The sequence below is a fragment of the Phaeovulum sp. genome (assembly GCF_030684035.1).
GTDB lineage: Bacteria > Pseudomonadota > Alphaproteobacteria > Rhodobacterales > Rhodobacteraceae > UBA6213.
Window position 1 is genome coordinate 1 of the sequence record NZ_JAUXPI010000041.1, and the last position, 21,284, is coordinate 21,284.

Sequence of the window (21,284 nt, forward strand, 5' to 3'; positions counted from 1 at the left end):
TGCTGCAGCACAACGCCAAACCGAAGCCCTTCGTCTGGAGCAAGACCGCCGATGATATCATCACCCGCGAGCGCCGCGCGCTCGATGCTCTCGATGAAATCAGGGGAAATCGGTAGCAAATGTCAGACTCGGAACACTAGAGTCTGTCCGGCGCAGATAGAAGCGCCAGACAGGCTCCAGCTTCCTGGTTGGTCGCCCATCATGCGCCAAAACCGGCGCCCACTTTTGTCGGACAGGCTCTAGCGCCGCCCGCCCCCGGCGCAGCCGATGCAGCCCTGCACCCGCGGGTCAAGATCGAGCCGGGCCAGGCCGATGAACGCGCCGCAACTGCTGCAACAGCCGAAATCTTCGCCATCAAGGCGGGCAAGTGCTGCGCGGGTTGCGGTGATCTGGCCCTGCCGTCTTGTCTCACCCGCGGCCGCCATCGCCTGCCCCTGCATCGCGTCCATGCGCGACAGCCGACCGACCGCCTGCTGATCCAGCTCGACCGGGCGGCGGCTTGCGGCGGTATCGGATGACGCGCGCAGCAATTCTTCCATCTCGGCGCGCAGCCGGGCGGCGTAGCGGGCGCGAAGGGCTTCGGGCGTGGGTTCGGGCGCGGGCTCGGGGGTCATGCCCCATCCGACACCAGCAGCCCGCAGGGCGCAAGCCCTGCCTCAGCCAAGCGGTTGCGCGCGCTCTACCAGACGGGCAAAGAAACTCGCCCCCACCGGTGCCACGGCGTCATTGAAATTGTAGGCGGGGTGGTGCAGCCCCGCCCCCGGCCCCTGACCGAGAAAGAGATAGGCACCGGGGCGGGCTTCGAGCATGTAGGAAAAATCTTCCGCCCCCATCTCGCGCCCCGCCGCATCATTCACGCCCGCAGCCCCCGCCACCTCGCGCGCCACTTCGGCGGCAAAGGCGGTTTTCACGGGGTCATTCACCGTGGCCGGGTAGCCTTCGTGATAGTCCAGCCGCGCCGTCACCTCATAGGCCGCGGCCTGCCCGGCGACGATCTCGGCAATGCGCTTGCGCACCATGGCACGCACCGGCGCGCGGAAGGTGCGCACGGTGCCGTTGATCCAGGCGGTATCGGGGATGATGTTGTCGGCGGAACCGGCATGAATTTGCGTGACGCTGACCACCAGATCGTCAAGCGGCATGTGATTGCGGCTGACAATGGTTTGCAGCGCGCTCACAATGCCCACCGCCGCCACCACCGGGTCGGCAGTTTCGTGCGGGTAGGCTCCATGCCCGCCACGCCCCTGCACATGCACCTCGAAACTGTCCACCGCCGCCATCAAGGGGCCGGGGCAGGTATGAAAGCTGCCCTCGGCCTGCCCCGGCGTGTTGTGGATGCCGAACACCTGCGCGATCGCGAACCGCTCCATGATGCCCTCTGCCACCATCACCCCGGCACCGCCGCCGTTTTCCTCGGCCGGCTGAAAGATCAGCGCCACGCGACCGGCGAAATTGCGGGTTTCGGTCAGGTATCTGGCGGCACCAAGCAGCATCGTGGTATGGCCGTCATGGCCGCAGGCGTGCATCTTGCCGGGGTTCTGCGAGGCATAGGGCAGCCCGGTGATCTCGGTCAGCGGCAGCGCATCCATATCGGCGCGCAGGCCGATGGTCGGCCCCGGCGCGCGGCCATTGATGATCGCCACGATGCCGGTTTTCGCGATGCCTTCGTGGATTTCGTCGACCCCGAATTCGCGCAGCCGTGCTGCCACGAAAGCCGCCGTTTCGTGGCATTCGAAGGTCAGTTCGGGATGGGTGTGCAAATGCTGGCGCCAGGCGGCCATTTCGGGGGCATAGGCGGCGATGCGGTTGAGAACGGGCATGGGAACTCCGGTAGCTGTTTGGCGCACCCAAGCGGATCGGGCGACCGGATGCAACCGGGAACGGCGCGAAACGGGGGCGTCTGGCGGCCAAGCGCGGTGCCAGGTGCCGGGCTGAAACAGAAGGCGCGGGTTTCCGCCGAGTTTTTCGTGCGCAGCAGGCGCGTTGCCGGAGGAGACCTATGGCAGGTGGGCCCGGAACGTGGTATATATGTTTCAGTCGTGCACCAACCGAGGCCCTGCGGTTGCAGAGCGGCCGCACGTTCACCAGATCTACCCAGTCTTTCACAACGATCAGAATGAGGCGAGCACATGACGAAATTCACGATTTCCACCGCGGCGGTTATGCTTGCGGCGATGACGACTACGGCATTTGCGGGCGGCTACGTCGCCCCGGTGACCGAAGCGCCGGTCTATGCGCCGGTCGCGGTGCGCGCGCATGACTGGTCGGGTGCCTATGTCGGGCTGAAGGCTGGCCAGACTTCGGGCGACTGGGACTATAACAACTTTCTCACAGGCACGCTCGATTCCGGCACTACGATTGGCGGTTTTGCCGGCTACAACATGCAACGCGGCAATCTGGTATATGGCGCTGAAATTGGCCTGACCCATCTTGGCGTAACGGCGCCCACCTATCCGACTCTGGAATTCGGCAACGTCCTGGAAATCAAAGGCCGTCTGGGCTATGCCATGGACCGCGTGATGGTCTACGGCACGCTGGGCTACATGAGCGGCACCATCACCGATACCTCCGGCCCGACCGACTATGACGCGAACGGCATGACCTACGGTCTCGGCGCGGAATTCATGCTGACCGACCGGATTTTCGCCGGGCTGGAGTATCAGCGCGCCGCGCTGACCGGCACCTATATGGCGAACGAGGTCGCCGTCGATCTCGATACCGTCGCCCTGCGCGTTGGCTTCCAGTTCTGAACCAACCACTATCGGACCAGACCCGGCGAGCGTAACCCGCTCTGCCGGGTTTTCCTTTGCCGCCGGGGCCGCTAGGGTGCCGACACCAGCCGAGGAGCGCCCGATGCCCGCCGACCCGCAAGCCGACCCGTTGATCCATGACCCCGAGGGTGGCATTTCGCGGCTGCGCGCGATCATGGCGGCGCTGCGCGACCCCGCCAGCGGTTGCCCCTGGGACATCGCGCAAAGCTTTGCCTCCATTGCCCCCTACACGATCGAAGAGGCACATGAGGTGGCAGACGCGATCGCGCGCGGGGCCTGGGCCGAGCTTTCGGGCGAACTCGGCGATCTCTTGTTGCAAGTGGTCTATCACGCGCAGATGGCCGAAGAGGCGGGGCATTTCGGCTTTGACGCGGTGGTGCGCGGAATTTCCGACAAGATGGTGGCGCGGCACCCGCATGTGTTTGGCCAGGAAAGCCGCGACAAGACCGCGGACCAGCAGACCGCCGATTGGGAGCGGCTGAAGGCGGCGGAGCGGGCGGGCCGCGACGAGGCTGGCGTGCTTGACGGCGTGGCGCTTGGGCTGCCCGCGCTGACCCGCGCGCTCAAGCTGCAAAAGCGCGCGGCGCGGGTTGGTTTCGACTGGCCTTCGACCGATGAGGTGCTGGCGAAAATTGTCGAGGAGGCGGGCGAACTGGTCGCCGCACAGGAAAGTCTCGGGGCCGAGGCACTGGCCGAGGAATATGGTGATCTGCTGTTCGTGCTGGTCAACCTCGGGCGGCACCTGGGGCTGGATGCCGAGGCAACCCTGCGGCAGGCGAACACCAAGTTTACGCGTCGTTTCGGCTACATAGAAGCCGCTCTTCATGCTCGCGGCAAGCGCCCGGAAGCAAGCGATCTGGCCGAGATGGACGCGCTCTGGAACGCCGCCAAGGCGGCGGAGCGGGGCTGAGCGCAGGCCTCAGCCGAAAGCCTTGACCAGCATGTTGAGCGCCACCACCGCGAGGAACACGGCAAAGATGCGTTTCAGCGGCCTCGGGTTCAGCCGGTGCGCCAGCGCGGCCCCCCAGGGGGCGGTGATCAGGGTCATCGAAATCACCAGCAGAAATGCGGGAAGGTTGACCGCGCCGAATGTATAGGGCGGTGCCGAGGCCACCGGAACCGCCAGAAACGCCATCACCGAGGGCAGCGCGATGGTGATGCCAAAGCCTGCGGCGGTGGCCACGGCGCGATGAATCGGCACGCCGTGCAGGGTCATCAGCGGCACCCCGAAGGAGCCGCCGCCAATTCCCATCAGCACCGACAGAAACCCGATCGCCGGGGCCAGCGCCGCGCGCACCCGCGCGCCCGGCATGACGCTGCCAAGCCGCCACTCGGCGCGCCCGAAGGCCATGTACAGCGCAACGGTGAAGGCAAGCACGCCAAAAATCGCCTGTAGCGTCGGCGTGCGCAACTGCGCCACCACCAGCACCCCAAGCACCGCACCAACCGCAATTCCCGGTGCCCATTGCCGCAGGATCTGCCATTCGACCATGCCTTTTTTATGGTGCGAAAGCACCGAACGGGCCGAGGTCACGATGATCGTGGCAAGCGAGGTGGCAAGGCAGACCTGCATCAGCTCGGGGCTGGCGTAGCCGATGTTGGCGAACACATGGTAGAAGGCGGGCACCAGCACGATGCCGCCGCCCACGCCCAGAAGCCCGGCGATCAACCCGGCAAAGGCCCCCACCGCAAGCAAGGTGGCGATCATCGGGGCAAGGCTGGCAATCTCGGTCATGTGGGCGCTCCGGCTTGGTGCCACGCACTTAGCGCGGCGCGGCGACGAGTGCCAGACCGATCCTGCTGGCGCGGGCGGCACCGGGCCGCCCTGCCCCGGTCAGTCTTCGAAATAGCCGCGCGCGGCGTCGCGGTGGCAGGCGGCGCAGTTGGCCGGTGACTTGGCGCGTTCCCATTCGGCTTTCGAGACTTCGCCATCATGCTCGTTCTTCCACCACGGCAGGTCCGAAATCCGCAGCGGCGTCATGCTGTCGGTCACGTTGCGCAGGATGCGCGACGCGGTGCGCGCGCTGACCGCGCCCGAGTCGGTGGCATTTGCCACCAGGTAGGCGGTAATCGTCAGCCGGTTTGCCTCGCTGATCGTGGCATTTTCGCCGAAGTGGTCTTTCAGCCCGGCCATCACCGCCTCCCATGAGCGGGCCGGAAGAAAGCCTGCGGGAAAGGCCATGTGGCATTCGGTGCAATCGGTCAGCGTCGTCGGGTCGTTGACCGGGGTCATCTTGTCCTGTGCAGCGGCAGCAAGCGGCAGCGTGGCAAGCGCGAAGGCAAGCGGGGCAATGAAGCGGTTCATCGGTGGTCCTTTCGGTCAGATACTGGCGAAATAGGCAAGCACGTTTGCCTTTTCGGTTGCGGTGCATTCGCGGCCCAGAACGCTGTCGCAGTTGCGGCCAAACCACTTGTCGACAAAGGCGGTGTCGGTGAAACGTTTGGGGTTCACCGAAAGCGCCATCGGCGCGATCTCCTTGCCGGTGCGCGCCATGCCCGTCGCCTTGGGGTCGGCGGTGTGACAGGACGAACACGAAGGCGTATCGGCACCGCCGCCGCTTTGGGTTGCAAGGAAGAATGCCTTGCCGGTTTCGGCGTCGGCGGTGATGCCCGCTTCGGCCGCGAATTTGGAAATCAGCGCGGCGGCGCTGGTATCATTGGCATCCTGCGCGAAGGCAGCCGGGGCGGCGGCACAAAGTGCCGCGAGGGTGAAGGCAAGACGTCTCATTTCAAACTCTCCTTAGGAAGGTCGATGGCAAAGGGGCTGAAGCGCCCGGTTTCGGCGTCGGCATGGCAGGCTGCACAGTTCGAGCGGCTGCCGACCGCGCGGCTGGCAAAAAGTGCATCGGGGATGTCGTCGTGCAGGCGCTTCCAGCTTCGCGATCCGGTGATCGAATAGGGCGGCTGGGTTATGCGCGCGGCGATCCGGTAGGCGGGTTTGGTATCGGCGGTCTCTGAGGCATGGGCAACAAGCCAGTTGGTGATCGCCTCGACCTCGGCAGCGGGCAGACCGGCGTTTTCGCCGAAGTGGTCCTTCAGCCCCGCCATGATCCCTGACCAGGAGGCGGCGGGCAGCAGGCTTGGGTTATAGGCGATGTGGCATTCGGAACAGGCGGCCTTGTAGCCCGGATCGAGCGTGGCGACCGGCAGCCCGGGCACCGGGCGCGCCGCCTGGGCGCTGTTGAAAGCCCAGGCCCCGGCGGCAAGTGCCACGATCACCGCTGCGGCAAGCAGCGGGTGCGCAGGGCGCGGGCGGCTTTCATGGTCGCCCGGGCGCTTGGCCTTGGCCCCGGTCAGCATCGACCGGGTCAGGTTTTCGTGCGAGCGCTCGCTTTCGAACACCACTCCGGCAAGGTGCATGGCGACCAGCGCGAGAACGCCGTAGGCCAGCACCTCGTGCAGCCCCAACACAACCGAGCCTGCGCCAAAGCTGACGAATGGCGCGAAAGGACCGGATTTGTCGATGCCGCCGAGCACCAGAAGGCCGCTCACGGCAAGCCCCAGCACCAGCGCGAACAGCGCCAGCACCATCAGCGCGCCCAGGGGGTTATGGCCAAGGTGGCGGGTGCCGCCCGCAAGATGCGCGCGAATCGCGGCCCCGCTCGGCACAAAATCGGCAAAGCGCGCATGGGTCGTGCCGGTGAAACCCCAGACAATGCGTGCCGCTACCAGAGCCGCCGCCGCCAGCCCTGCGGATATGTGCAGGAGCAGAATGCGCGATTCGAGCATCAGCCCCGAAGCCGCTGCAATTGCCACCGCAAGCACCAGCGACCAATGGAAAACCCGCACGAAAATGTCCCAGACGCGGGTCTGGGGCTCGGTAACGGCGGGTTTGGGTGTGCTTTTGGCGGCGATTCCGGGGCTGGGCATCAGTCTGGCCTTATGCAAGCGGCCCTGTCGGGCGATCCTGCGCAATCCTTCGCATGGGGCACCTGACGCGCGCCTGACCCGCGTTGTCAGCAGTCTGTCAGATTGCGGCTGCGGGAAGGAGAAGGGCGGCGCGCAAGCCCGGTGCTGCATCGGAAAGCGTCAGCCCGCCACCCGCCGCCTCGGCAATTTCGCGGGCGATGGCAAGACCAAGCCCGGCACCCGCCGCGCTTTCATCGGCGCGCGCGCCGCGCGGCACCAGCGCCTCGATCTTGTCGGCGGGAATTCCCGGCCCGTCGTCGCAAACCTCGATCAATACCTGTTCACGCTGCCGCGTCGCGGTGAGGCGGACCGTCGCCTTTGCGTGCCGCGCCGCGTTTTCTGTGAGCGCCCCAAGCGCTTCGGTCAGATCGTCAATATCAACCGCGGCGTTCAGCCCCGGCGGCACATCGAAAATCCATTCAAGCGCGGCACCGCGCCCGCTGCGCCGGATCACCCGCAAGATCCGCGCCGCCGCCTCGGCCACATCCGCCCGCGCACTGGCCGCGCGCGCCGCGATACGGGCGCGTGAAAGCTCGCGGTCAATTGCACGGTGCATTTCGGTGGTGATTTCCTCGATCGCCCGCGCCGATTCCGGCTGTTTTGCCCGCCGCAGCCTTTCGGCCTCGCCCAAGAGCGCCTGCAACGGCGTTTTCAGCCCATGCGCAAGGTCGCCCGCCCGGGTCCGCGCTCGCGCCAACTCGGCCTCGCGCTCTGCCAGCAGCGCATCAACCTCGCCCGCGAGCGGCTGCAATTCGGTGGGAAAATCGGCACCAAGCCGCGCCAGCGCACCCGACCGCACCGCCGCCACCCGCGCTTTGACTGCGGCAAGCGGGCTGAGACCCACCCCGACCTGCACCCAGCCCGCCGCGATCAGCGCCACCGCGAGCAGCACCATATAGGGCGCAAGATCGGCCATGAAGGCGCGTTTTGCCGCCGCCAGTTCGTCCGCCGCCATCGCCACTGCGGCGCGCGCAGCAACGCCGCCAAGCCGCGCGGGCAGCCGCACCAGACGTTCGAACACCAAGAGCGGTTCGCCCGATGCCCCCGCCAGATGGTGGGTATGGCCCGCGCGGTCGTCCAGCACATCAACGGGCATCGGCAGGGTGTAATCCCAAAGCGAGCGCGAGCGCAGCACCGCTCCTTCGGCCTCGATCTGCCAGTAAAGACCGCCCAAAGGCCGCTGGAAACGCGGCTCGGCGGGCCCCGCTGCCACCTCGAGCGCGCCATCGGTGCCGCGTTCGATGCCCGCCAGAAGCTGGTCGAGGTGCACCCCGAGTTCCGCAACGGCGCGGCGTTCGACATGGGCGGCGAAGAGGTTGGACAGCGCCAGCGCCGCCAGGGCGAGCGACAGGAAAATTGCCCCGGCCCCCGCCAGCAGCAGCCGCATCCGAAGCGAAAGCCGCCTCATCCCTGCGCCTCCGCGCCTTGCAGAAAATAGCCAAAGCCGCGCCTTGTGCCGATGATGCCGGGGCCGAGCTTGCGCCGGAGCCGCGCCACCAGCGCCTCAAGCGCGTTTGCCTCGCGCGAGAAATCATCGCCATAGAGGTGTTCGAGCAACTCGCCGGGGGCCACAACGCGGGCATGGTGCAGCATCAGATAGCCAAGCAAGCGGTATTCGAGCGCGGTCACCGCCACTGGCACCCCGCGCCGCGCCACGGTCATGCGGTTGGCGTCAAGCGTGAGCTCGCCCGCGCTCTGCACCGCCCCACCCCGGCCTGCCGAACGGCGCACCAGCGCGCGGGCGCGCGCCACCAGTTCCTCCATCCGGAACGGCTTGGGCAGATAATCATCGGCACCCGCATCGATCCCCTCGACCCGCTCGCTCCAGGTGCCGCGCGCGGTCAGCACCAGCACCGGCATATCGCGCCCCGCTGCGCGCCAGCGCTTGAGCACGGTCAACCCGTCAAGCCGCGGCAGCCCGAGATCGAGCACGATCAGGTCAAAATCTTCGGTATCGCCCAGAAACCACGCAGCTTCGCCATCGGCGCAGGTCTGCACCACAAAACCGGCGGCCTGCAAGGCCGAGGTCAGATCGGTGGCGATGCGCGCGTCATCCTCAACCGCCAGAGCCCGCATTGCCTTCGCCCCCTTCGGGAACGGAACCGGGGTCGCCCTCGACCTTCAGCACCCGCCCGGTTGCCGCATCCACCTCGACCTCGATGATCCGGCCATCGGCGGTGATCAGCTTGAATTCATAAATATACTGCCCCTTCTCGCGCTCGAACTCCACCTTGATCAGGCGCGCATCGAACCGCGCCTCAATGAGCGCAAGCACCTCGGCCAGCGGCAGAACCTCGGCGCGGCGGAGCGCCTCTTGCGCGTCGTCATGGTCGTGCAGGCGCTTGCTGTCGGCAAGCGCCGGTTGGATCAGGCCAAGGGCGAGGGCAAGGGCGAAAGTCAAAGGGACGAGGCTGCGCGGCATGCGGCAGAAATAGCAGGGCGAGGCTGACACCGCGCTGACACAACGTATCAGGCGCGCGTCAGCACAACCATGGCAAGAAACCCGCACCGGGTGCCACCACACGCCCCTTTGCCGGAGGCTTCGAGAATGAGACGCACAATCCTGTTTTGTACCGCATTGGCCACCGCTGTCGCCTGTTTCGCACTGGGCAAGGCACAGGCAGAGGGTGCCGGAAACCCGCGCGCCGACACAGGCTTTCACATCGTTCTTGCCCCCGATGGAGCGCCGCTGCCCGATCCGGGCCTGTCGCCGCCATTCTGAGGCGCGTTCAGCCCAGCAGGTCGTGACAAAGCTCCAGCCCGCTGACCAGCGCATCAACCTCGGCGCGGGTATTGTAAAGCCCGAACGAGGCGCGGGCGGTGGCGGTCAGCCCAAGATGCGTCAAAAGCGGCATGGCGCAATGCGTGCCCGCCCGCACCGCAATGCCGCACTGGTCGAGAATCGTCGAAATGTCATGCGCATGCGCAGCACCATCGATCGTCAGCGAAAAGATCGCGCCCTTGCCCGGCGCGGTGCCTTGCAGGTGAAGCCAATTGAGCCCGGCAAAACGCGCCAGCGCATAATCGCGCAGATCGGCTTCATGGGCGGCCACATTACCCATTCCAAGCGCGCCGAGATAGTCAAGCGCCGCACCAAAACCGATCTGCTGCACGATGCCGGGGGTGCCCGCCTCCATCCGCGCGTAACCTTCGGCGTAGGTGGCGCTGTCGCAAGTGACTTCGCGGATCATGTCGCCGCCGCCGAGGAAGGGGCGCATTTCCGCCAAGCGGTCGCGCGCAATGAAGATCGCGCCGGATCCCGAGGGGCCGTAAAGCTTGTGCCCGGTGATGGCGTAGAAATCGCAGCCGATCTCGGCGACATTGACCGGCGCATGCACCGCGCCCTGACTGCCATCGACCAGAACCGGCACACCCCGCGCCCGCGCGCCACGGCAAATGGCACCGACATCGACCCTTGTGCCCAGCACGTTCGACATATGGGTAACCGCAATCAGCCGGGTGCGCGGCCCCACCGCCTCCAGCACCTTTTCGGCAGGCAGGCTGCCATCGGCTTCCGGTGCCACCCATTTCATCACCACCCCCTGCCTTTCGCGCAGGAAATGCCAGGGCACGATATTGGCGTGATGTTCCATCAGGCTCAGCACGATCTCGTCGCCCGGGTGCAGGCGCGGTGCCGCCCAGGCGTAGGAGACCATGTTGATGCCCTCGGTCGAGCCGGTGGTGAAGACGATCTCGTCTTCGCCCGCCCCGAGGAACCGCGCGACCTTGCCGCGCACCGCCTCATAGGCTTCGGTCGCAATCGTTGAAAGCGTATGCAAGCCGCGGTGGACATTGGCATAATCGTGTTCATAAGCGCGGGTCACCGCGTCGATCACCGCGCGCGGCTTTTGCGCCGAGGCACCGTTGTCGAGGTAAACCAGCGGCTTGCCGTGCACCTGCCGCGACAGGATCGGAAAATCGGCGCGGATGCGGGCCACATCATACATCGCTCATGCCCCCGCTGCGGGAACGAGGCCCAGCATGCCGAGCAATATGGCCACCACCAGAACCGCCATCAGAAAGGTCGCGGTGACCCCGAGGAATACCAGAAAACCGCTTTGAAAATCGTGCAGCGCTGCGGTGAACAGGGTCGTCATCCTGAGGAAAAGCACAAAGGCCACCAGCCCGAGCGCCGAAGCGAACAGCGGGAACAGCAGCATCAGCACCACCTGCGCCGCCTGCACACACAAAAGCGCCGCGTCGATCCAGACCGCCAGCGCCAGCGCCTGCGCATAGCGCCCTTTGCCGCCGAACACCCGCCCCAGCCCGGTCATCACCCCGGCCACCAGCAGCATTCCCGCCAATTGCACCAATGCCATGCGCAGGGGCGAGGCGGTCAGTGCCATCCAGGGGGTTTCGACCGGAACCGGAAAAAAGACTGTGGCGAACCAGCTCAGCACCGCCGAGGCGGCGGCCACCGCAACCGCCGCCTGCCCCAAAAGCGGCACCGGCAGGTCAAGCGCGATGACGCGCTGCGCCGCCTCGCGCGGGCGCTTCACGCTTTGCACCAGCAGGTCGGCGAAAAAGGCGATGTTGAGCGCCATCATGGTGCCTCGAACTCGGCGACCCGAAGCGAGGCACCCCAGATTGCAAGAAAGCCCACGCCCAGCGCCAGCCCGACGAGGTTGAGCGCCGGACCGGGGCCGATGAACCCCGCCACCAGCCCCTGCAACAACACCGCAGGCGAGACCGCAAGCATCGACCAGAACAACGCCATCCGCACCCGGAACCCGGTGCCGCGCCCACCAAAGGCACGCGCCACGATATGCGACAGCGCGGCGAGCGTGTAGGCGAGGAGTGGCCCGATGAAGATTGCCCCGAAAGCCGCACCGGCAATGCGCGCCTCAAGCGGAATGCGCTGCGCTTCGGGCAATGCCGCATCAAGATGCGCAAGCCGCGCCTGCGCGGGCCAGAGCGACACGAAGACCACCAGACAGGCGGCCATCAGCGTCGCCAGTGCCCAATCTTCGCGCGGACCGCCCGCCAGCAGCGCCCGCATCACCACGCGTGGCTGCCGCCAGCTTCGGAAAATGTTCGGAACAACCGCCATGCTACCCCCGATGCCCGGCCAGCCACTCTTCCAGCCGCGCCAAGATCTCTGCCGCAATCGCCGCATCGTCAACCTCGGCAATCGCGTCTGCAAGGAAGGAAAGCACCAGCAGCGCCACCGCCTCTTCGCGCGGCACCCCGCGCGAGCGCAGGTAGAAAAGCGCGGTTTCGTCGATGGCACCGGTGGTGGAGCCATGGCTGCATTTCACATCATCCGCATGAATCTCCAGCTCCGGCTTGGCCAGAAACTGGCATTCGTCATCAAGCATGAGCGCCTGGCTGATCTGGTAGCCGTCGGTTTTCTGCGCCCCCGGGCGGACCAGAATCTTGCCTTGAAAGACCCCCGTGGCACCATGCCGCAGCACCTTCTTGAACACCTGACGGCTTTCGCAGCCGACCGCACCATGGGTGATGAACACCGTGTCGTCATGGTGAAAGGCCCCATCGGCACCGTCGCCCAGGGCAGCCCCGGCGATATGCGCCACCGCACCATCGCCGATGATCTCGATCACCGCCTCGTTACGGGTCAACCGGCCATTCATGCTGAGCGTGAACGATTTGAACACTGCGCCCGCGCCCACCCGCGCGAAGATCGCGCTGATCACCCGGTGTTCGAGCGACCGCCCCTGCGGGCGGATATGGTGGAACCGCGCGCCCGCGCCGACATCGACCTCGAGCACCAGATTGGCCCGCGCACCGGCGGTGCCGGTTTCAAGCAGGGTCAGCTCCGCACCCGCCTCCAGCTTCACGACATGGTGGAGCATTGCCTCGGAAGTGCTTGAACTCTGGCGATAAGAAATGTGCACCGGTCGCGCTGCACGGGCGGTCACACGGATCATCAGCCCGGCTTGCGCCTCTGCCGTATTGCGCACAGCGAAAGGGCGGCGCACCGGCGACTGGCCCGCAGCTTCGAGGCGGCCGTAAAGCACCCCGGCCCATTCCGGCGCTTCGGACAGATGCGAAATCTCCACGCCTGCAAGCGCCGGGTCATCGGAAGCCGCGGCGTCGAAAACGCCGTCGGTAAACACCAGCCGCAGCTTGTCCATGCCGTCAAAAATCGGCTTGTCCACCCGGTAAGCCGCGGCTTCGGGCGTGGCTTGCTGGGCAAAAGCTGCCGGATCGGTCCAGCGCCAGTATTCATCACGCCGCCCCGGCAGGCCCATTTCGGCCAGCCGTGCCGCAGCGCTTGCGCGGGCGGCCTGCATCATTGAACCTCCGCCAGAATATCGGCGTAGCCGTTTTTCTCGACCTCGAGCGCCAGTTCCGGCCCGCCTGAACGGATGATCCTGCCATCGGCCATGATATGCACCACATCAGGTGCAATATGGTCCAGAAGCCTTTGATAATGCGTGATGACCAGGAAGGAACGCCCGGCATCGCGCAAGCCGTTCACGCCATCGGCAACCAGCTTCATCGCATCGACATCAAGCCCGGAATCGGTTTCGTCGAGAATGCACATGCGCGGTTCAAGCACCGCCATCTGCAAGATTTCGTTGCGCTTCTTCTCGCCCCCCGAAAAGCCGACATTGACCGGGCGTTTCAGCATTTCCGCGTCGATCTTCAGTATCTTCGCCTTTTCGCGCACCAGTTTCAGGAACTCGCCTGCCGCCACTTCCGGCTCGCCGCGCGATTTGCGCTGCGCGTTGAGCGCGGAGCGCAGGAACACCATGTTGCCAACACCGGGAATTTCGACCGGGTATTGAAAGGCAAGAAACAGCCCCGCCGCCGCGCGCTCCTCCGGGTCGAGTGCAAGCAGGTCCTGGCCGAGCAGCGTGGCACTGCCTGCCGTCACCTCATAGCCGTCGCGCCCCGAAAGCACATAGCTCAGCGTCGATTTGCCAGACCCGTTCGGCCCCATGATCGCATGCACCTGACCGGCACCGACGGTCAGATTCACGCCTTTCAGGATCGCTTTGTCTTCTTCCTGAAGTTTGACGTGCAGATTCTTGATTTCAAGCATTTATTCCTCGTTCAACGGATCATCCAGGGCGCAGGAACAGGCTGAGAAACCAGCCCATCCGCTGCGCGGGAAAAGGTTGCGGTGCAAGTTCGAAGCGCGCCATGCGACCGATCATCTCGGCGCGCGGGGCAAGGCTTTCAACCTCGTGATAGGCGGGGCGGTCGATATAATCATCGACCAGCACGGTCACCGGGCGCGTGATGCGCAGCGCCGCGGTGGCAAAACAGGCAGCGCGAAAGCGGCCATCGATCAGCACCACATCGGGGTGCACGAAATCTTCGCGGTCCCAGACCGAATTGGGGTAGCCCGGCCATTTGCGAAAGCTCGCATCATCAAGCGGTTTGCCCCATGGCCCGGTCGGGCCGATATCTGCATGGTGCAGGCGCAGATCGGCGGCAGGCGGATTTTCCGCAAACCAGCGCGCCATGCCTGCAAGCCACGCCTTGTCGCTTTCGACCGAAAACACCAGTTTGCCCGGCATTTCCGCCGCCAGAATGGTCGAACCGCCCGAACCGTATTCCAGAATGACCGCGGCACCCGCATAGGCGCGCGCCAGCGCCGCCGCCTCGTCGGGCGGCATGGTCAGCTTCGGGCGGACGGGCGCGGCAAGGTTCACCCGACGCTTCCTTCCAGTGAAATCGCAACAAGGCTCTGCGCCTCCATTGCAAATTCCATCGGCAAGGCCTGCAACACGTCCTTGCAGAAGCCATTGACGACCAGCGCCACCGCCGCCTCGGCATCCATGCCGCGCGAACGGCAATAGAAAAGCTGATCTTCATCGACCTTCGAGGTGGTGGCCTCGTGCTCGACGCGGCTCGAATGGTTCTTCACCTCGATGTAGGGAACCGTGTGCGCACCGCATTTGTCACCGATCAGCAAGCTGTCGCACTGGGTGTAATTGCGGCTGTTCTTGGCGCGCGGGTGCATCGAAACCTGGCCACGATAGGTGTTTTGCGCGTGCCCGGCCGAAATGCCCTTGGAAACGATCCGGCTGCGCGTGCCCTGCCCGAGGTGGATCATCTTGGTGCCGGTGTCGGCTTGCTGAAAGTTGTTGGCAATGGCGATCGAGTAGAACTCGCCCTGGCTTTCGTTGCCGCGCAGAATGCACGAGGGGTACTTCCAGGTGATGGCGGAGCCGGTTTCGACCTGCGTCCACATCACCTTGGCGCGGTCGCCCCGGCAGTCGGCGCGCTTGGTGACGAAATTGTAGATGCCGCCCAGCCCGTTTTCATCGCCCGGATACCAGTTCTGCACGGTCGAGTATTTCACCTCGGCATCTTCGAGAATGACGATCTCGACCACCGCCGCGTGCAGTTGCGCGATGTCGCGCTTGGGTGCGGTGCAGCCTTCGAGGTAGCTCACATAGGCCCCCTTGTCGGCGATGATCAGCGTGCGCTCGAACTGGCCGGTGTTTTCGGCGTTGATGCGGAAATAGGTGCTCAGCTCCATCGGGCAGCGGGTGCCCGGCGGGATGTAAACGAAGGAACCATCGGAAAACACAGCAGAATTCAGCGTGGCAAAGAAGTTGTCGGATTGCGGCACGACAGAGCCCAGATATTTCTTCACAAGCTCGGGATGCTCGCGGATCGCTTCCGAGATCGAACAGAAGATCACCCCGGCCCTGGCCAGTTCGGCCTTGAAGGTGGTGCCGACCGAGACCGAGTCGAATACTGCGTCAACCGCCACCCTGCGGGCATCGGCCGCAACCCCTTCGGCACCTTCAACCCCCGCCAGAAGCATCTGTTCCTTCAGTGGAATTCCGAGTTTCGCATAGGTGGCAAGCAGCTTCGGGTCAACGTCGTCAAGGCTTTTGGGCTTGGTCTCCATGCTCTTGGGCTTGGCGTAATAGTACTGGTCCTGATAGTCGATCACCGGGTAGCGGAGCATCGCCCAGCGCGGCTCGGTCATCTCGACCCAGCGCCGGTAGGCGGCCAGCCGCCATTCGGTCATCCACTCCGGTTCGCCGTTCTTCGAGGAGATGAGCCGCACGATGTCTTCGCTCACGCCCTTTGGCGCGTAATCCATCTCGATCTCGGTGGACCAGCCGTATTTGTAGCTGCCCATGCCCTGCACGGTCTCGACGGTTTCCCGGTCAACCCCTTCGCGGATCTCCTGCTCGCCGATCATTGCCTTGCCTTCCCGTCTTGTTCCAATGCCTTGCGGCCGGTTTCTCATGCGGCCCGCGCGCGGTGCCGGGCATAGGCTGTGCGCCAGCTTTCGGCAAAGCGCAAAACCTGATCGCGCGTCACCCCCGGCCCGATCGAAACCCGCACGGCAGAGCGCGCGGCCTCGCTGCCATACCCCATCGCCGTCAGAACGCGGCTGGCGCGCACCTTGCCCGAGGAACAGGCCGACCCTGCCGAAATGGCAAACCCCGCCAGATCCAGCCGCATCACCTGCGTCTCGCCGCGCCAACCGGGCGCGAGGATTGAACTCGTATTGGGCAACCGCCGGTTCCCCGAACTCTCCCGCCCGGGGAAAATAACATCATTGCCGCCAGCTTCCAGAGCGGATTCTAGAATATTTCTAATTTCGGCTACCTCGTCCCAGACCCCCGCCGCCAGATCGCGCGCGGCGGTCTCGGCGGCGGCTCCAAAACCGGCGATGCCGATCAGGTTCTCGGTGCCCGCGCGCCGCCCCATCTCTTGCCCGCCGCCCTTGATCTGGCTGGCAATCTCGGTGCCGCGACGCACCACCAGCGCGCCCACACCTTTCGGCCCGCCAAGCTTGTGCGCCGAAATCAGCCCGGCACCGATGCCGAGCCAGTTGAAGGCAAAGGGAATTTTCCCGAATGCCTGGGTCAGGTCGCTGACCGCGAGCGCTTCGGGCAGCACCTGCACCACGCCGGTTTCGGCATTCGCCAGTTGCAGCGCACTTTGCGCAGGATCGCTCACTGCCACTTGCCCAGAAGCATCGCAACGCAGCAGCGGATCGCACCATGCCCGCACCGCATCATGTTCGATGTCGGAACAGACGAGGCCCCGGCCCGCACATGCCAGCGCCGCCGCTTCGGTGGCCCCGGAGGTGAAGATCACATCGGCCCCTTCCGCGCCGAGCGCCGCCGCCACCTGCGCCCGCGCCCGCTCCAGCAGCCCGCGCGCGGCGCGACCTTCGGCATGCACCGACGAGGGGTTGCCGACCAGATCCATTGCCGCCGCCATCGCCGCGCGGGCCTCGGCGCGCAGCGGCGCGGTCGCGTTCCAATCGAGATAAACCCGTTCGCTCACGCTGCCCACCTCATTCATCGACCACCGCAAACAGCGTTGGCACCGCCTGGCAGGGTTTCAGCCCATTGCCGACCACATCGGCCAGCGTGGTCTGGTGCAAGAACACATAGACCTGCGCCGACAGGCTTTCCCAAAGCCGGTTGGAAAGGCTTTGCGCGCGGCTGCCTGATACACCGCCGGTCGCCCCCGCGCCTTTTTCCAGCGCCGAAACGGATTCATCCACCGCCACGAACACCTCCGAGATGCGAATCTCCGCCGGATCGCGCGCCAGCCGGTATCCGCCCCCCGGGCCGCGCACTGATCGCACCAGGCCCGCCCGTCGCAGCCGCACGAACAACTGCTCCAGATAGGGCAGCGAAAGATCCTGCCGCTTCGAGATCGCCGCCAGCGAGGTCATCTGATCCTCGCCCGCGGTCGCCAGATCGACCAGCGCCACCATCGCATAGCGTCCCTTGGTTGACAGTTTCACGCGCGCCTCCTGAACTCACTCGGTTCCGGGCCCCAATCGCCAGCGATGGCCCAACTTCCTTTAGCAGAGCATTGACCTTGCAAGGAAGGCCGCTTAACTCAATTCGACGCGGCAACCGGTTTTGGCCGGGAGTGCAACCGATCTAGGGTATCTGAGCGAATTCGTCAAGTATTTGCCGTGCCCGCAGCAGGAACAGGCGAACCCATGCCCGAAGTCATCTTTCCCGGCCCCGAAGGACGGCTGGAAGGTCGCTACCACCCCAATGGCGCACCCGATGCGCCGATTGCGATCATCCTGCACCCCGATCCGCAATTTGGCGGCACGATGAACAACCGGGTTGTCTACAACCTTCACTACAGCTTTCACCGCCTCGGCTTCACCGTTCTGCGCTTCAATTTTCGCGGCGTCGGGCGCAGTCAGGGCGAATATGACCAGGGCATCGGCGAACTCAGCGATGCGGCCTCGGCGCTTGACTATCTGCAGACGATGAACCCCAATTCAAAGCACTGCTGGGTCGCGGGCTTTTCCTTCGGTGCCTGGATCGGGATGCAGCTTCTGATGCGGCGCCCCGAAATCACCGGCTTCATTTCGGTTGCGCCGCCCGCCAACATGTATGATTTCAGCTTTCTGGCACCCTGCCCTTCCTCCGGCCTGATCATCAACGGCTCAATCGACCGGGTTGCGCCACCGAAAGATACCGCCAACCTCGTGGCCAAACTGCGCGAACAGCGCGGCATCACCATCACCCACGAACTGGTCGAAGGTGCCGATCACTTCTTCAAGGATGACGAGGCGCATATGAAGCCGATGATCGAGACGGTGCAGGCCTATGTGCGCCGACGTCTGGGCGAAGCCACGCGGTAACCTCATGGGACTTCTCGAAGACCTCGCCGACAAACTCGCCGCCGACACGCTCGACGCCATGGAGGCGCTTGATAACGACCGGCTTTATATCGACGTGGGCAAGGTGCTTGGCACCTCGTCGCCGACGATGCAGGAGACCTTTCTCACCTCGATCCGCATCCGCCTCGCCGAGCGGCGTGGTCGGCGTTACCTCGAAGCCACGGTCGCGGCGCTTCAGGCAGGCGCGCCCGCGCCCAAGGCCCCAAGGGACAGCGGGCTTTGAGCGACCGCCTCGCCGCGCAATTCGCCTTTCTTGACGAGGCCGACAAGCTCAAATCGGTGCTGCGCGCCAACACGCTTGCCGATGGGTCGAGGCGCGAGAATTCGGGCGAGCATAGCTGGCATCTGGCGCTTTACGCGCTGGTGCTGGCAGATCACGCCCCGGCCGGGGTAAATATCGACCGGGTGTTGCGGATGCTGATCCTGCACGATCTGGTCGAGATCGACGTTGGCGATGTGCCGATCCATTCGCTGAACGGTCAGGCGCACGGGTCTGCCGAAACCCAGGCCGCCGAAGCGCGCGCGGCGGCGCGGATTTTCGGCATGCTTCCCGGTGATCTCGGCGACGATCTTCTGACGCTCTGGCAGGAGTTCGAAGTGGCGACCAGCCCCGACGCCCTGTTTGCCAAGGCGCTCGATCGGGTGCAGCCGGTGATGCAGAACCTCGCATCGGGTGGCGGAACATGGAAAGACTACGGCGTCACCGCCGCGCAGCTCGACGCGCGCGTGGGGGTCAAGATCGCCCGCGCCGCGCCGCAGCTTTGGGCCTGGGTGCGCGGCAGGGTTCAACCCTGGTTTGAACAAACCTGACGGTACTGCCGCAGTTGCCTGTCCTGGCCCAGATTGCTTCGCGCTCGTGTCAATGTCGTTGCCGGGTCCTGATACGGTGCCCCCCCCCACCGCCTTGTGGTTCTTTGCGGCCCCACCTGCCCCATCGATGCCGTCGGGGCGATCACGTCGCAAGCGCCCGGTGAACGGCCCCCCGGCGCAAGCAGCCCGCGCAGGCGTCATGTTGTTCACCTCTGTTGCCACAGGCGCGGGCGCGGCGAAGAGCTGCGCTGCCCGGTCACCCCCCGCCCGCGCCCGCCAGCTGCGCGAACAGGCAAGGAAGCTTCTCCCCAGTCGGGATTTCCACCAGGCGATGGGGCGAAAGCCCGGGTTCAGCTGCCAAGCCGCGCCAGGGGTTGAAACACCGGACCCTCGGGCGTGTCGGCGAAATGGGCCCGAATGTGAAAGACCTTGGCCAGAAGTTCTTGCGTCAGCACCTCGCGCGGCGCGCCATCGGCCACCAGCCGCCCCTTCGAAAGCACCCAGAGCCGCGTGCAATGCCGCGCCGCCAGCCCCAGATCGTGCAGCGAGGCGACCACCGCCCCGCCCGCCGCCGCAAGCTCGACGAAAACCTGCATGGTGGCAATCTGCGCCTCGGGGTCGAGCCCGGCAGTCGGCTCATCCGCCAGCAGCAGCGGCGCTTCTTGCGCCAGCGCGCGGGCGATCAGCACCCGCGCCTGTTCGCCGCCCGAGAGCGCGGTCGCCGCCCGCCCGCGCAACTCCTGCAAACCCATCCGCGCCAGCGCCCGTTCAACCGCCGCGGTCCCCCCGGCACCGTGCGGCAAGCGCCCAAGCCGCACCACGGCTTCAACCGGCATTCCCCAGGCGATCTCGCGCGCCTGCGGCAACCAGGCCGCGGCCCGTGCCCGCTGCCCCGGTGCAAGCAGCGCCAGCGAGGCGCGCCCCTCGTGCGGCAAGAGCCCGAGCGCTGCGCGCAAAAGCGAGGTCTTGCCGGCGCCATTCGGACCCAGAAGCCCGATCACCTCGCCCGCCCGGACCTCGGCGCTGACCCCGCTTACCACCGCCACCCCGCCGCGCCGCACGGTCAGATCTTCCAGCCGAAGCAGCATCATGCGCCCTCCCTGCCGATTTGCCGGATCATCCGCAAAAAGAACGGCGCGCCAACAAGCGCGGTCAGCACGCCAAGCTTCAGGTCTCGCTCGGGCACCACAAGGCGCGTCGCAATATCGGCGGCCAGCAGCATTGCCGCGCCGCCAAGCGCCGAGGCGGGCAGCAGACGCGACGGCGCGGCCCCCACCGCGCGGCGCAGAAGATGCGGCACGACAAGGCCCACAAACCCCACCGCCCCGGTCACCGCCGTTGCCGCCCCGACCAGCGCGGCGGTGCCAACCACCACCCCAAGGCGCAGCCGCGGCAGCGACACGCCAAGGCTCGCCGCCGCATCCTCGCCCAGCGTCAGCGCATCAAGCCCGCGGCCCTGGCGCAGCAAGACGACCGCGCCGATGGCGATGAAAGGCGTCGCCAGTGCAACGTGCAACATCGAACGATCAGCAAGCGAGCCCATCATCCAGAACACGATCTCGGCGGCGGCATATGGGCTTGGTGCAAGGTTCAGCGCCAGCGCGGTCAGCGCGCCCGCCAGCGACGAAAGCGCGATCCCGGCAAGGATCAGCGTCAGCGCCCGCGCCTCGCGCCCCGCCAGCGCCAGCAGCAGCGCCACCGCCAGCCCGGCACCAAGCAGCGCCGCAAGCGGCAACGCCAGCGCAAAGGCCGCATAGGCCCCGGTATGAATGGCGATCACCGCGCCCAGAGCCGCAGCGCCCGAGGTGCCGATCAGCCCCGGTTCCGCCAGCGGATTGCGCAAGAACCCCTGCATCGCCGCCCCGGAAAGACCGAGCGCCGCCCCCACCAGAACCCCGAGCAGCGCCCGCGGCAGCCGGATTTCGCGCAACACCAGCCCCGCCGCGCCTTCACCGGACCAGAACGCGGCAAGGCTTGCGCGCGGCCCGAGGTCAGATGCGCCCAAGAGCAGCGAGGCCAGAAAAAGCGCCGCCACGAGCAGGACGAGCGAGCTGAGCAATAGGCGGTACTTCATTGTTTTTTCATCGTTTATCCAGTTTTGGTTCGGTCAAACTCCATGCCCCCGGCAGGCCATGCCAGTGAAGATGCCGCGCCACGTCGCGCGCAGCCGGCTTGCGTCAAACGCT

General features: G+C 65.8%; 26 protein-coding genes. 6 read left to right on the forward strand and 20 right to left on the reverse strand.

Annotated elements, in window-relative coordinates; all coding sequences use genetic code 11:
- Positions 1 to 239: 239 nt before the first annotated feature.
- Together Q8J98_RS09075 and Q8J98_RS09080 are read right to left on the reverse strand one after the other, a co-directional pair.
- Positions 240 to 614: a TraR/DksA family transcriptional regulator gene (locus tag Q8J98_RS09075; RefSeq protein ID WP_305294055.1), complete on the reverse strand. Its 375-nt coding sequence runs from the start codon at positions 612 to 614 to the stop codon at positions 240 to 242.
- Between the two features lie 42 nt (positions 615 to 656).
- Positions 657 to 1,820, reverse strand: coding sequence for a M20 aminoacylase family protein (locus Q8J98_RS09080; protein ID WP_305294056.1), 1,164 nt, complete (start codon positions 1,818 to 1,820; stop codon positions 657 to 659).
- 309 nt (positions 1,821 to 2,129) lie between these two features.
- Here Q8J98_RS09080 and Q8J98_RS09085 point away from each other — a divergent pair, with 309 nt between their 5' ends.
- Positions 2,130 to 2,750 (forward strand): outer membrane protein, encoded by a 621-nt coding sequence (locus Q8J98_RS09085; protein ID WP_305185314.1) that lies wholly within the window; start codon positions 2,130 to 2,132, stop codon positions 2,748 to 2,750.
- A 103-nt stretch (positions 2,751 to 2,853) separates the two neighbouring features.
- On the forward strand, positions 2,854 to 3,681 hold the full coding sequence (gene mazG / locus Q8J98_RS09090; RefSeq protein WP_305294057.1) for a nucleoside triphosphate pyrophosphohydrolase: 828 nt from the start codon (positions 2,854 to 2,856) through the stop codon (positions 3,679 to 3,681).
- Between the two features lie 9 nt (positions 3,682 to 3,690).
- Here mazG and Q8J98_RS09095 read toward each other — a convergent pair whose 3' ends face one another.
- From Q8J98_RS09095 to Q8J98_RS09125, 7 genes are all read right to left on the reverse strand, one after another.
- Positions 3,691 to 4,506, reverse strand: coding sequence for a sulfite exporter TauE/SafE family protein (locus Q8J98_RS09095; RefSeq protein ID WP_305185316.1), 816 nt, complete (start codon positions 4,504 to 4,506; stop codon positions 3,691 to 3,693).
- Between the two features lie 99 nt (positions 4,507 to 4,605).
- Entirely contained in the window at positions 4,606 to 5,076 is a 471-nt protein-coding gene (locus tag Q8J98_RS09100) for a diheme cytochrome c (RefSeq protein ID WP_305185317.1), read from the reverse strand.
- A gap of 15 nt (positions 5,077 to 5,091) precedes the next feature.
- Positions 5,092 to 5,499 carry a DUF1924 domain-containing protein gene (locus Q8J98_RS09105; RefSeq protein WP_305185318.1) on the reverse strand — a complete coding sequence of 136 codons (408 nt, stop codon included), beginning with the start codon at positions 5,497 to 5,499 and terminating at the stop codon, positions 5,092 to 5,094.
- Positions 5,496 to 6,641, reverse strand: coding sequence for a cytochrome b/b6 domain-containing protein (locus tag Q8J98_RS09110; RefSeq protein ID WP_305185319.1), 1,146 nt, complete (start codon positions 6,639 to 6,641; stop codon positions 5,496 to 5,498). Before Q8J98_RS09110 ends, Q8J98_RS09105 begins: the two co-directional genes overlap by 4 nt.
- Before the next feature lie 97 nt (positions 6,642 to 6,738).
- Complete coding sequence (locus Q8J98_RS09115; protein WP_305185320.1) at positions 6,739 to 8,088, reverse strand: sensor histidine kinase; 1,350 nt, start codon at positions 8,086 to 8,088, stop codon at positions 6,739 to 6,741.
- Positions 8,085 to 8,756 carry a response regulator transcription factor gene (locus Q8J98_RS09120; RefSeq protein WP_305185321.1) on the reverse strand — a complete coding sequence of 224 codons (672 nt, stop codon included), beginning with the start codon at positions 8,754 to 8,756 and terminating at the stop codon, positions 8,085 to 8,087. Before Q8J98_RS09120 ends, Q8J98_RS09115 begins: the two co-directional genes overlap by 4 nt.
- Positions 8,737 to 9,081: a PepSY domain-containing protein gene (locus Q8J98_RS09125; protein ID WP_305294058.1), complete on the reverse strand. Its 345-nt coding sequence runs from the start codon at positions 9,079 to 9,081 to the stop codon at positions 8,737 to 8,739. Before Q8J98_RS09125 ends, Q8J98_RS09120 begins: the two co-directional genes overlap by 20 nt.
- Positions 9,082 to 9,228: 147 nt before the next feature.
- Between Q8J98_RS09125 and Q8J98_RS09130 the strand changes: the two genes are divergently transcribed.
- Positions 9,229 to 9,402 carry a hypothetical protein gene (locus tag Q8J98_RS09130; protein ID WP_305185323.1) on the forward strand — a complete coding sequence of 58 codons (174 nt, stop codon included), beginning with the start codon at positions 9,229 to 9,231 and terminating at the stop codon, positions 9,400 to 9,402.
- Between the two features lie 7 nt (positions 9,403 to 9,409).
- On the opposite strand, the gene Q8J98_RS09135 is transcribed toward Q8J98_RS09130, so the two are convergent.
- The 9 genes from Q8J98_RS09135 to Q8J98_RS09175 are packed head-to-tail and all read right to left on the reverse strand — an operon-like array spanning position 9,410 to position 17,385.
- Positions 9,410 to 10,627: an aminotransferase class V-fold PLP-dependent enzyme gene (locus Q8J98_RS09135; protein ID WP_305294059.1), complete on the reverse strand. Its 1,218-nt coding sequence runs from the start codon at positions 10,625 to 10,627 to the stop codon at positions 9,410 to 9,412.
- Positions 10,628 to 10,630: 3 nt separating this feature from the next.
- Positions 10,631 to 11,227: a Yip1 family protein gene (locus tag Q8J98_RS09140; RefSeq protein ID WP_305294060.1), complete on the reverse strand. Its 597-nt coding sequence runs from the start codon at positions 11,225 to 11,227 to the stop codon at positions 10,631 to 10,633.
- Complete coding sequence (locus Q8J98_RS09145) at positions 11,224 to 11,730, reverse strand: YIP1 family protein (RefSeq protein ID WP_305294061.1); 507 nt, start codon at positions 11,728 to 11,730, stop codon at positions 11,224 to 11,226. The genes Q8J98_RS09140 and Q8J98_RS09145 overlap by 4 nt, the downstream gene beginning before the upstream one ends.
- 1 nt (position 11,731) lies before the next feature.
- Positions 11,732 to 12,937, reverse strand: coding sequence for a SufD family Fe-S cluster assembly protein (locus Q8J98_RS09150; protein ID WP_305294062.1), 1,206 nt, complete (start codon positions 12,935 to 12,937; stop codon positions 11,732 to 11,734).
- Entirely contained in the window at positions 12,934 to 13,689 is a 756-nt protein-coding gene (sufC, locus tag Q8J98_RS09155) for a Fe-S cluster assembly ATPase SufC (protein WP_305185328.1), read from the reverse strand. The genes Q8J98_RS09150 and sufC overlap by 4 nt, the downstream gene beginning before the upstream one ends.
- A gap of 19 nt (positions 13,690 to 13,708) precedes the next feature.
- Positions 13,709 to 14,305, reverse strand: a complete 597-nt coding sequence (locus Q8J98_RS09160) for a hypothetical protein (protein WP_370868076.1) — start codon at positions 14,303 to 14,305, stop codon at positions 13,709 to 13,711.
- The gene (gene sufB, locus Q8J98_RS09165) at positions 14,302 to 15,816 is read right to left on the reverse strand and encodes a Fe-S cluster assembly protein SufB (protein ID WP_305294063.1); all 1,515 of its coding nucleotides are present in this window, start codon (positions 15,814 to 15,816) and stop codon (positions 14,302 to 14,304) included. Before sufB ends, Q8J98_RS09160 begins: the two co-directional genes overlap by 4 nt.
- A gap of 44 nt (positions 15,817 to 15,860) precedes the next feature.
- On the reverse strand, positions 15,861 to 16,916 hold the full coding sequence (locus tag Q8J98_RS09170; protein ID WP_305294064.1) for a cysteine desulfurase family protein: 1,056 nt from the start codon (positions 16,914 to 16,916) through the stop codon (positions 15,861 to 15,863).
- A gap of 10 nt (positions 16,917 to 16,926) precedes the next feature.
- Entirely contained in the window at positions 16,927 to 17,385 is a 459-nt protein-coding gene (locus tag Q8J98_RS09175; RefSeq protein ID WP_305294065.1) for an Rrf2 family transcriptional regulator, read from the reverse strand.
- Between the two features lie 204 nt (positions 17,386 to 17,589).
- Between Q8J98_RS09175 and Q8J98_RS09180 the strand changes: the two genes are divergently transcribed.
- From Q8J98_RS09180 to Q8J98_RS09190, 3 genes are read left to right on the forward strand one after another with little or no spacing between them, the layout of a single operon-like run.
- Positions 17,590 to 18,249 carry an alpha/beta hydrolase gene (locus Q8J98_RS09180; RefSeq protein WP_305294066.1) on the forward strand — a complete coding sequence of 220 codons (660 nt, stop codon included), beginning with the start codon at positions 17,590 to 17,592 and terminating at the stop codon, positions 18,247 to 18,249.
- 4 nt (positions 18,250 to 18,253) lie between these two features.
- The gene (locus Q8J98_RS09185) at positions 18,254 to 18,511 is read left to right on the forward strand and encodes a hypothetical protein (protein ID WP_305185335.1); all 258 of its coding nucleotides are present in this window, start codon (positions 18,254 to 18,256) and stop codon (positions 18,509 to 18,511) included.
- A complete protein-coding gene (locus tag Q8J98_RS09190; RefSeq protein ID WP_305294067.1) occupies positions 18,508 to 19,098 on the forward strand; it encodes an HD family hydrolase in 591 nt (196 codons plus the stop codon). The genes Q8J98_RS09185 and Q8J98_RS09190 overlap by 4 nt, the downstream gene beginning before the upstream one ends.
- Positions 19,099 to 19,448: 350 nt before the next feature.
- Here Q8J98_RS09190 and Q8J98_RS09195 read toward each other — a convergent pair whose 3' ends face one another.
- On the reverse strand, positions 19,449 to 20,189 hold the full coding sequence (locus tag Q8J98_RS09195) for an ABC transporter ATP-binding protein (RefSeq protein WP_305294068.1): 741 nt from the start codon (positions 20,187 to 20,189) through the stop codon (positions 19,449 to 19,451).
- Entirely contained in the window at positions 20,186 to 21,172 is a 987-nt protein-coding gene (locus Q8J98_RS09200; protein ID WP_305294069.1) for an iron ABC transporter permease, read from the reverse strand. Before Q8J98_RS09200 ends, Q8J98_RS09195 begins: the two co-directional genes overlap by 4 nt.
- Positions 21,173 to 21,284: the final 112 nt, after the last annotated feature.

Bases quoted from the DNA above. Each gene is read 5' to 3' on its own strand.
- Q8J98_RS09085 (WP_305185314.1), top strand. From the start codon at position 2,130: ATGACGAAATTCACGATTTCCACCGCGGCGGTTATGCTTGCGGCGATG.
- Q8J98_RS09110 (WP_305185319.1), bottom strand. From the start codon at position 6,641: ATGCCCAGCCCCGGAATCGCCGCCAAAAGCACACCCAAACCCGCCGTT.
- Q8J98_RS09150 (WP_305294062.1), bottom strand. From the start codon at position 12,937: ATGATGCAGGCCGCCCGCGCAAGCGCTGCGGCACGGCTGGCCGAAATG.
- Q8J98_RS09145 (WP_305294061.1), bottom strand. From the start codon at position 11,730: ATGGCGGTTGTTCCGAACATTTTCCGAAGCTGGCGGCAGCCACGCGTG.
- Q8J98_RS09075 (WP_305294055.1), bottom strand. From the start codon at position 614: ATGACCCCCGAGCCCGCGCCCGAACCCACGCCCGAAGCCCTTCGCGCC.
- Q8J98_RS09115 (WP_305185320.1), bottom strand. From the start codon at position 8,088: ATGAGGCGGCTTTCGCTTCGGATGCGGCTGCTGCTGGCGGGGGCCGGG.
- Q8J98_RS09195 (WP_305294068.1), bottom strand. From the start codon at position 20,189: ATGATGCTGCTTCGGCTGGAAGATCTGACCGTGCGGCGCGGCGGGGTG.
- Q8J98_RS09120 (WP_305185321.1), bottom strand. From the start codon at position 8,756: ATGCGGGCTCTGGCGGTTGAGGATGACGCGCGCATCGCCACCGATCTG.
- Q8J98_RS09180 (WP_305294066.1), top strand. From the start codon at position 17,590: ATGCCCGAAGTCATCTTTCCCGGCCCCGAAGGACGGCTGGAAGGTCGC.
- Q8J98_RS09185 (WP_305185335.1), top strand. From the start codon at position 18,254: ATGGGACTTCTCGAAGACCTCGCCGACAAACTCGCCGCCGACACGCTC.
- Q8J98_RS09200 (WP_305294069.1), bottom strand. From the start codon at position 21,172: ATGAAGTACCGCCTATTGCTCAGCTCGCTCGTCCTGCTCGTGGCGGCG.
- Q8J98_RS09130 (WP_305185323.1), top strand. From the start codon at position 9,229: ATGAGACGCACAATCCTGTTTTGTACCGCATTGGCCACCGCTGTCGCC.
- Q8J98_RS09080 (WP_305294056.1), bottom strand. From the start codon at position 1,820: ATGCCCGTTCTCAACCGCATCGCCGCCTATGCCCCCGAAATGGCCGCC.
- Q8J98_RS09100 (WP_305185317.1), bottom strand. From the start codon at position 5,076: ATGAACCGCTTCATTGCCCCGCTTGCCTTCGCGCTTGCCACGCTGCCG.
- mazG (WP_305294057.1), top strand. From the start codon at position 2,854: ATGCCCGCCGACCCGCAAGCCGACCCGTTGATCCATGACCCCGAGGGT.
- Q8J98_RS09135 (WP_305294059.1), bottom strand. From the start codon at position 10,627: ATGTATGATGTGGCCCGCATCCGCGCCGATTTTCCGATCCTGTCGCGG.
- Q8J98_RS09140 (WP_305294060.1), bottom strand. From the start codon at position 11,227: ATGATGGCGCTCAACATCGCCTTTTTCGCCGACCTGCTGGTGCAAAGC.
- sufC (WP_305185328.1), bottom strand. From the start codon at position 13,689: ATGCTTGAAATCAAGAATCTGCACGTCAAACTTCAGGAAGAAGACAAA.
- Q8J98_RS09095 (WP_305185316.1), bottom strand. From the start codon at position 4,506: ATGACCGAGATTGCCAGCCTTGCCCCGATGATCGCCACCTTGCTTGCG.
- sufB (WP_305294063.1), bottom strand. From the start codon at position 15,816: ATGATCGGCGAGCAGGAGATCCGCGAAGGGGTTGACCGGGAAACCGTC.
- Q8J98_RS09105 (WP_305185318.1), bottom strand. From the start codon at position 5,499: ATGAGACGTCTTGCCTTCACCCTCGCGGCACTTTGTGCCGCCGCCCCG.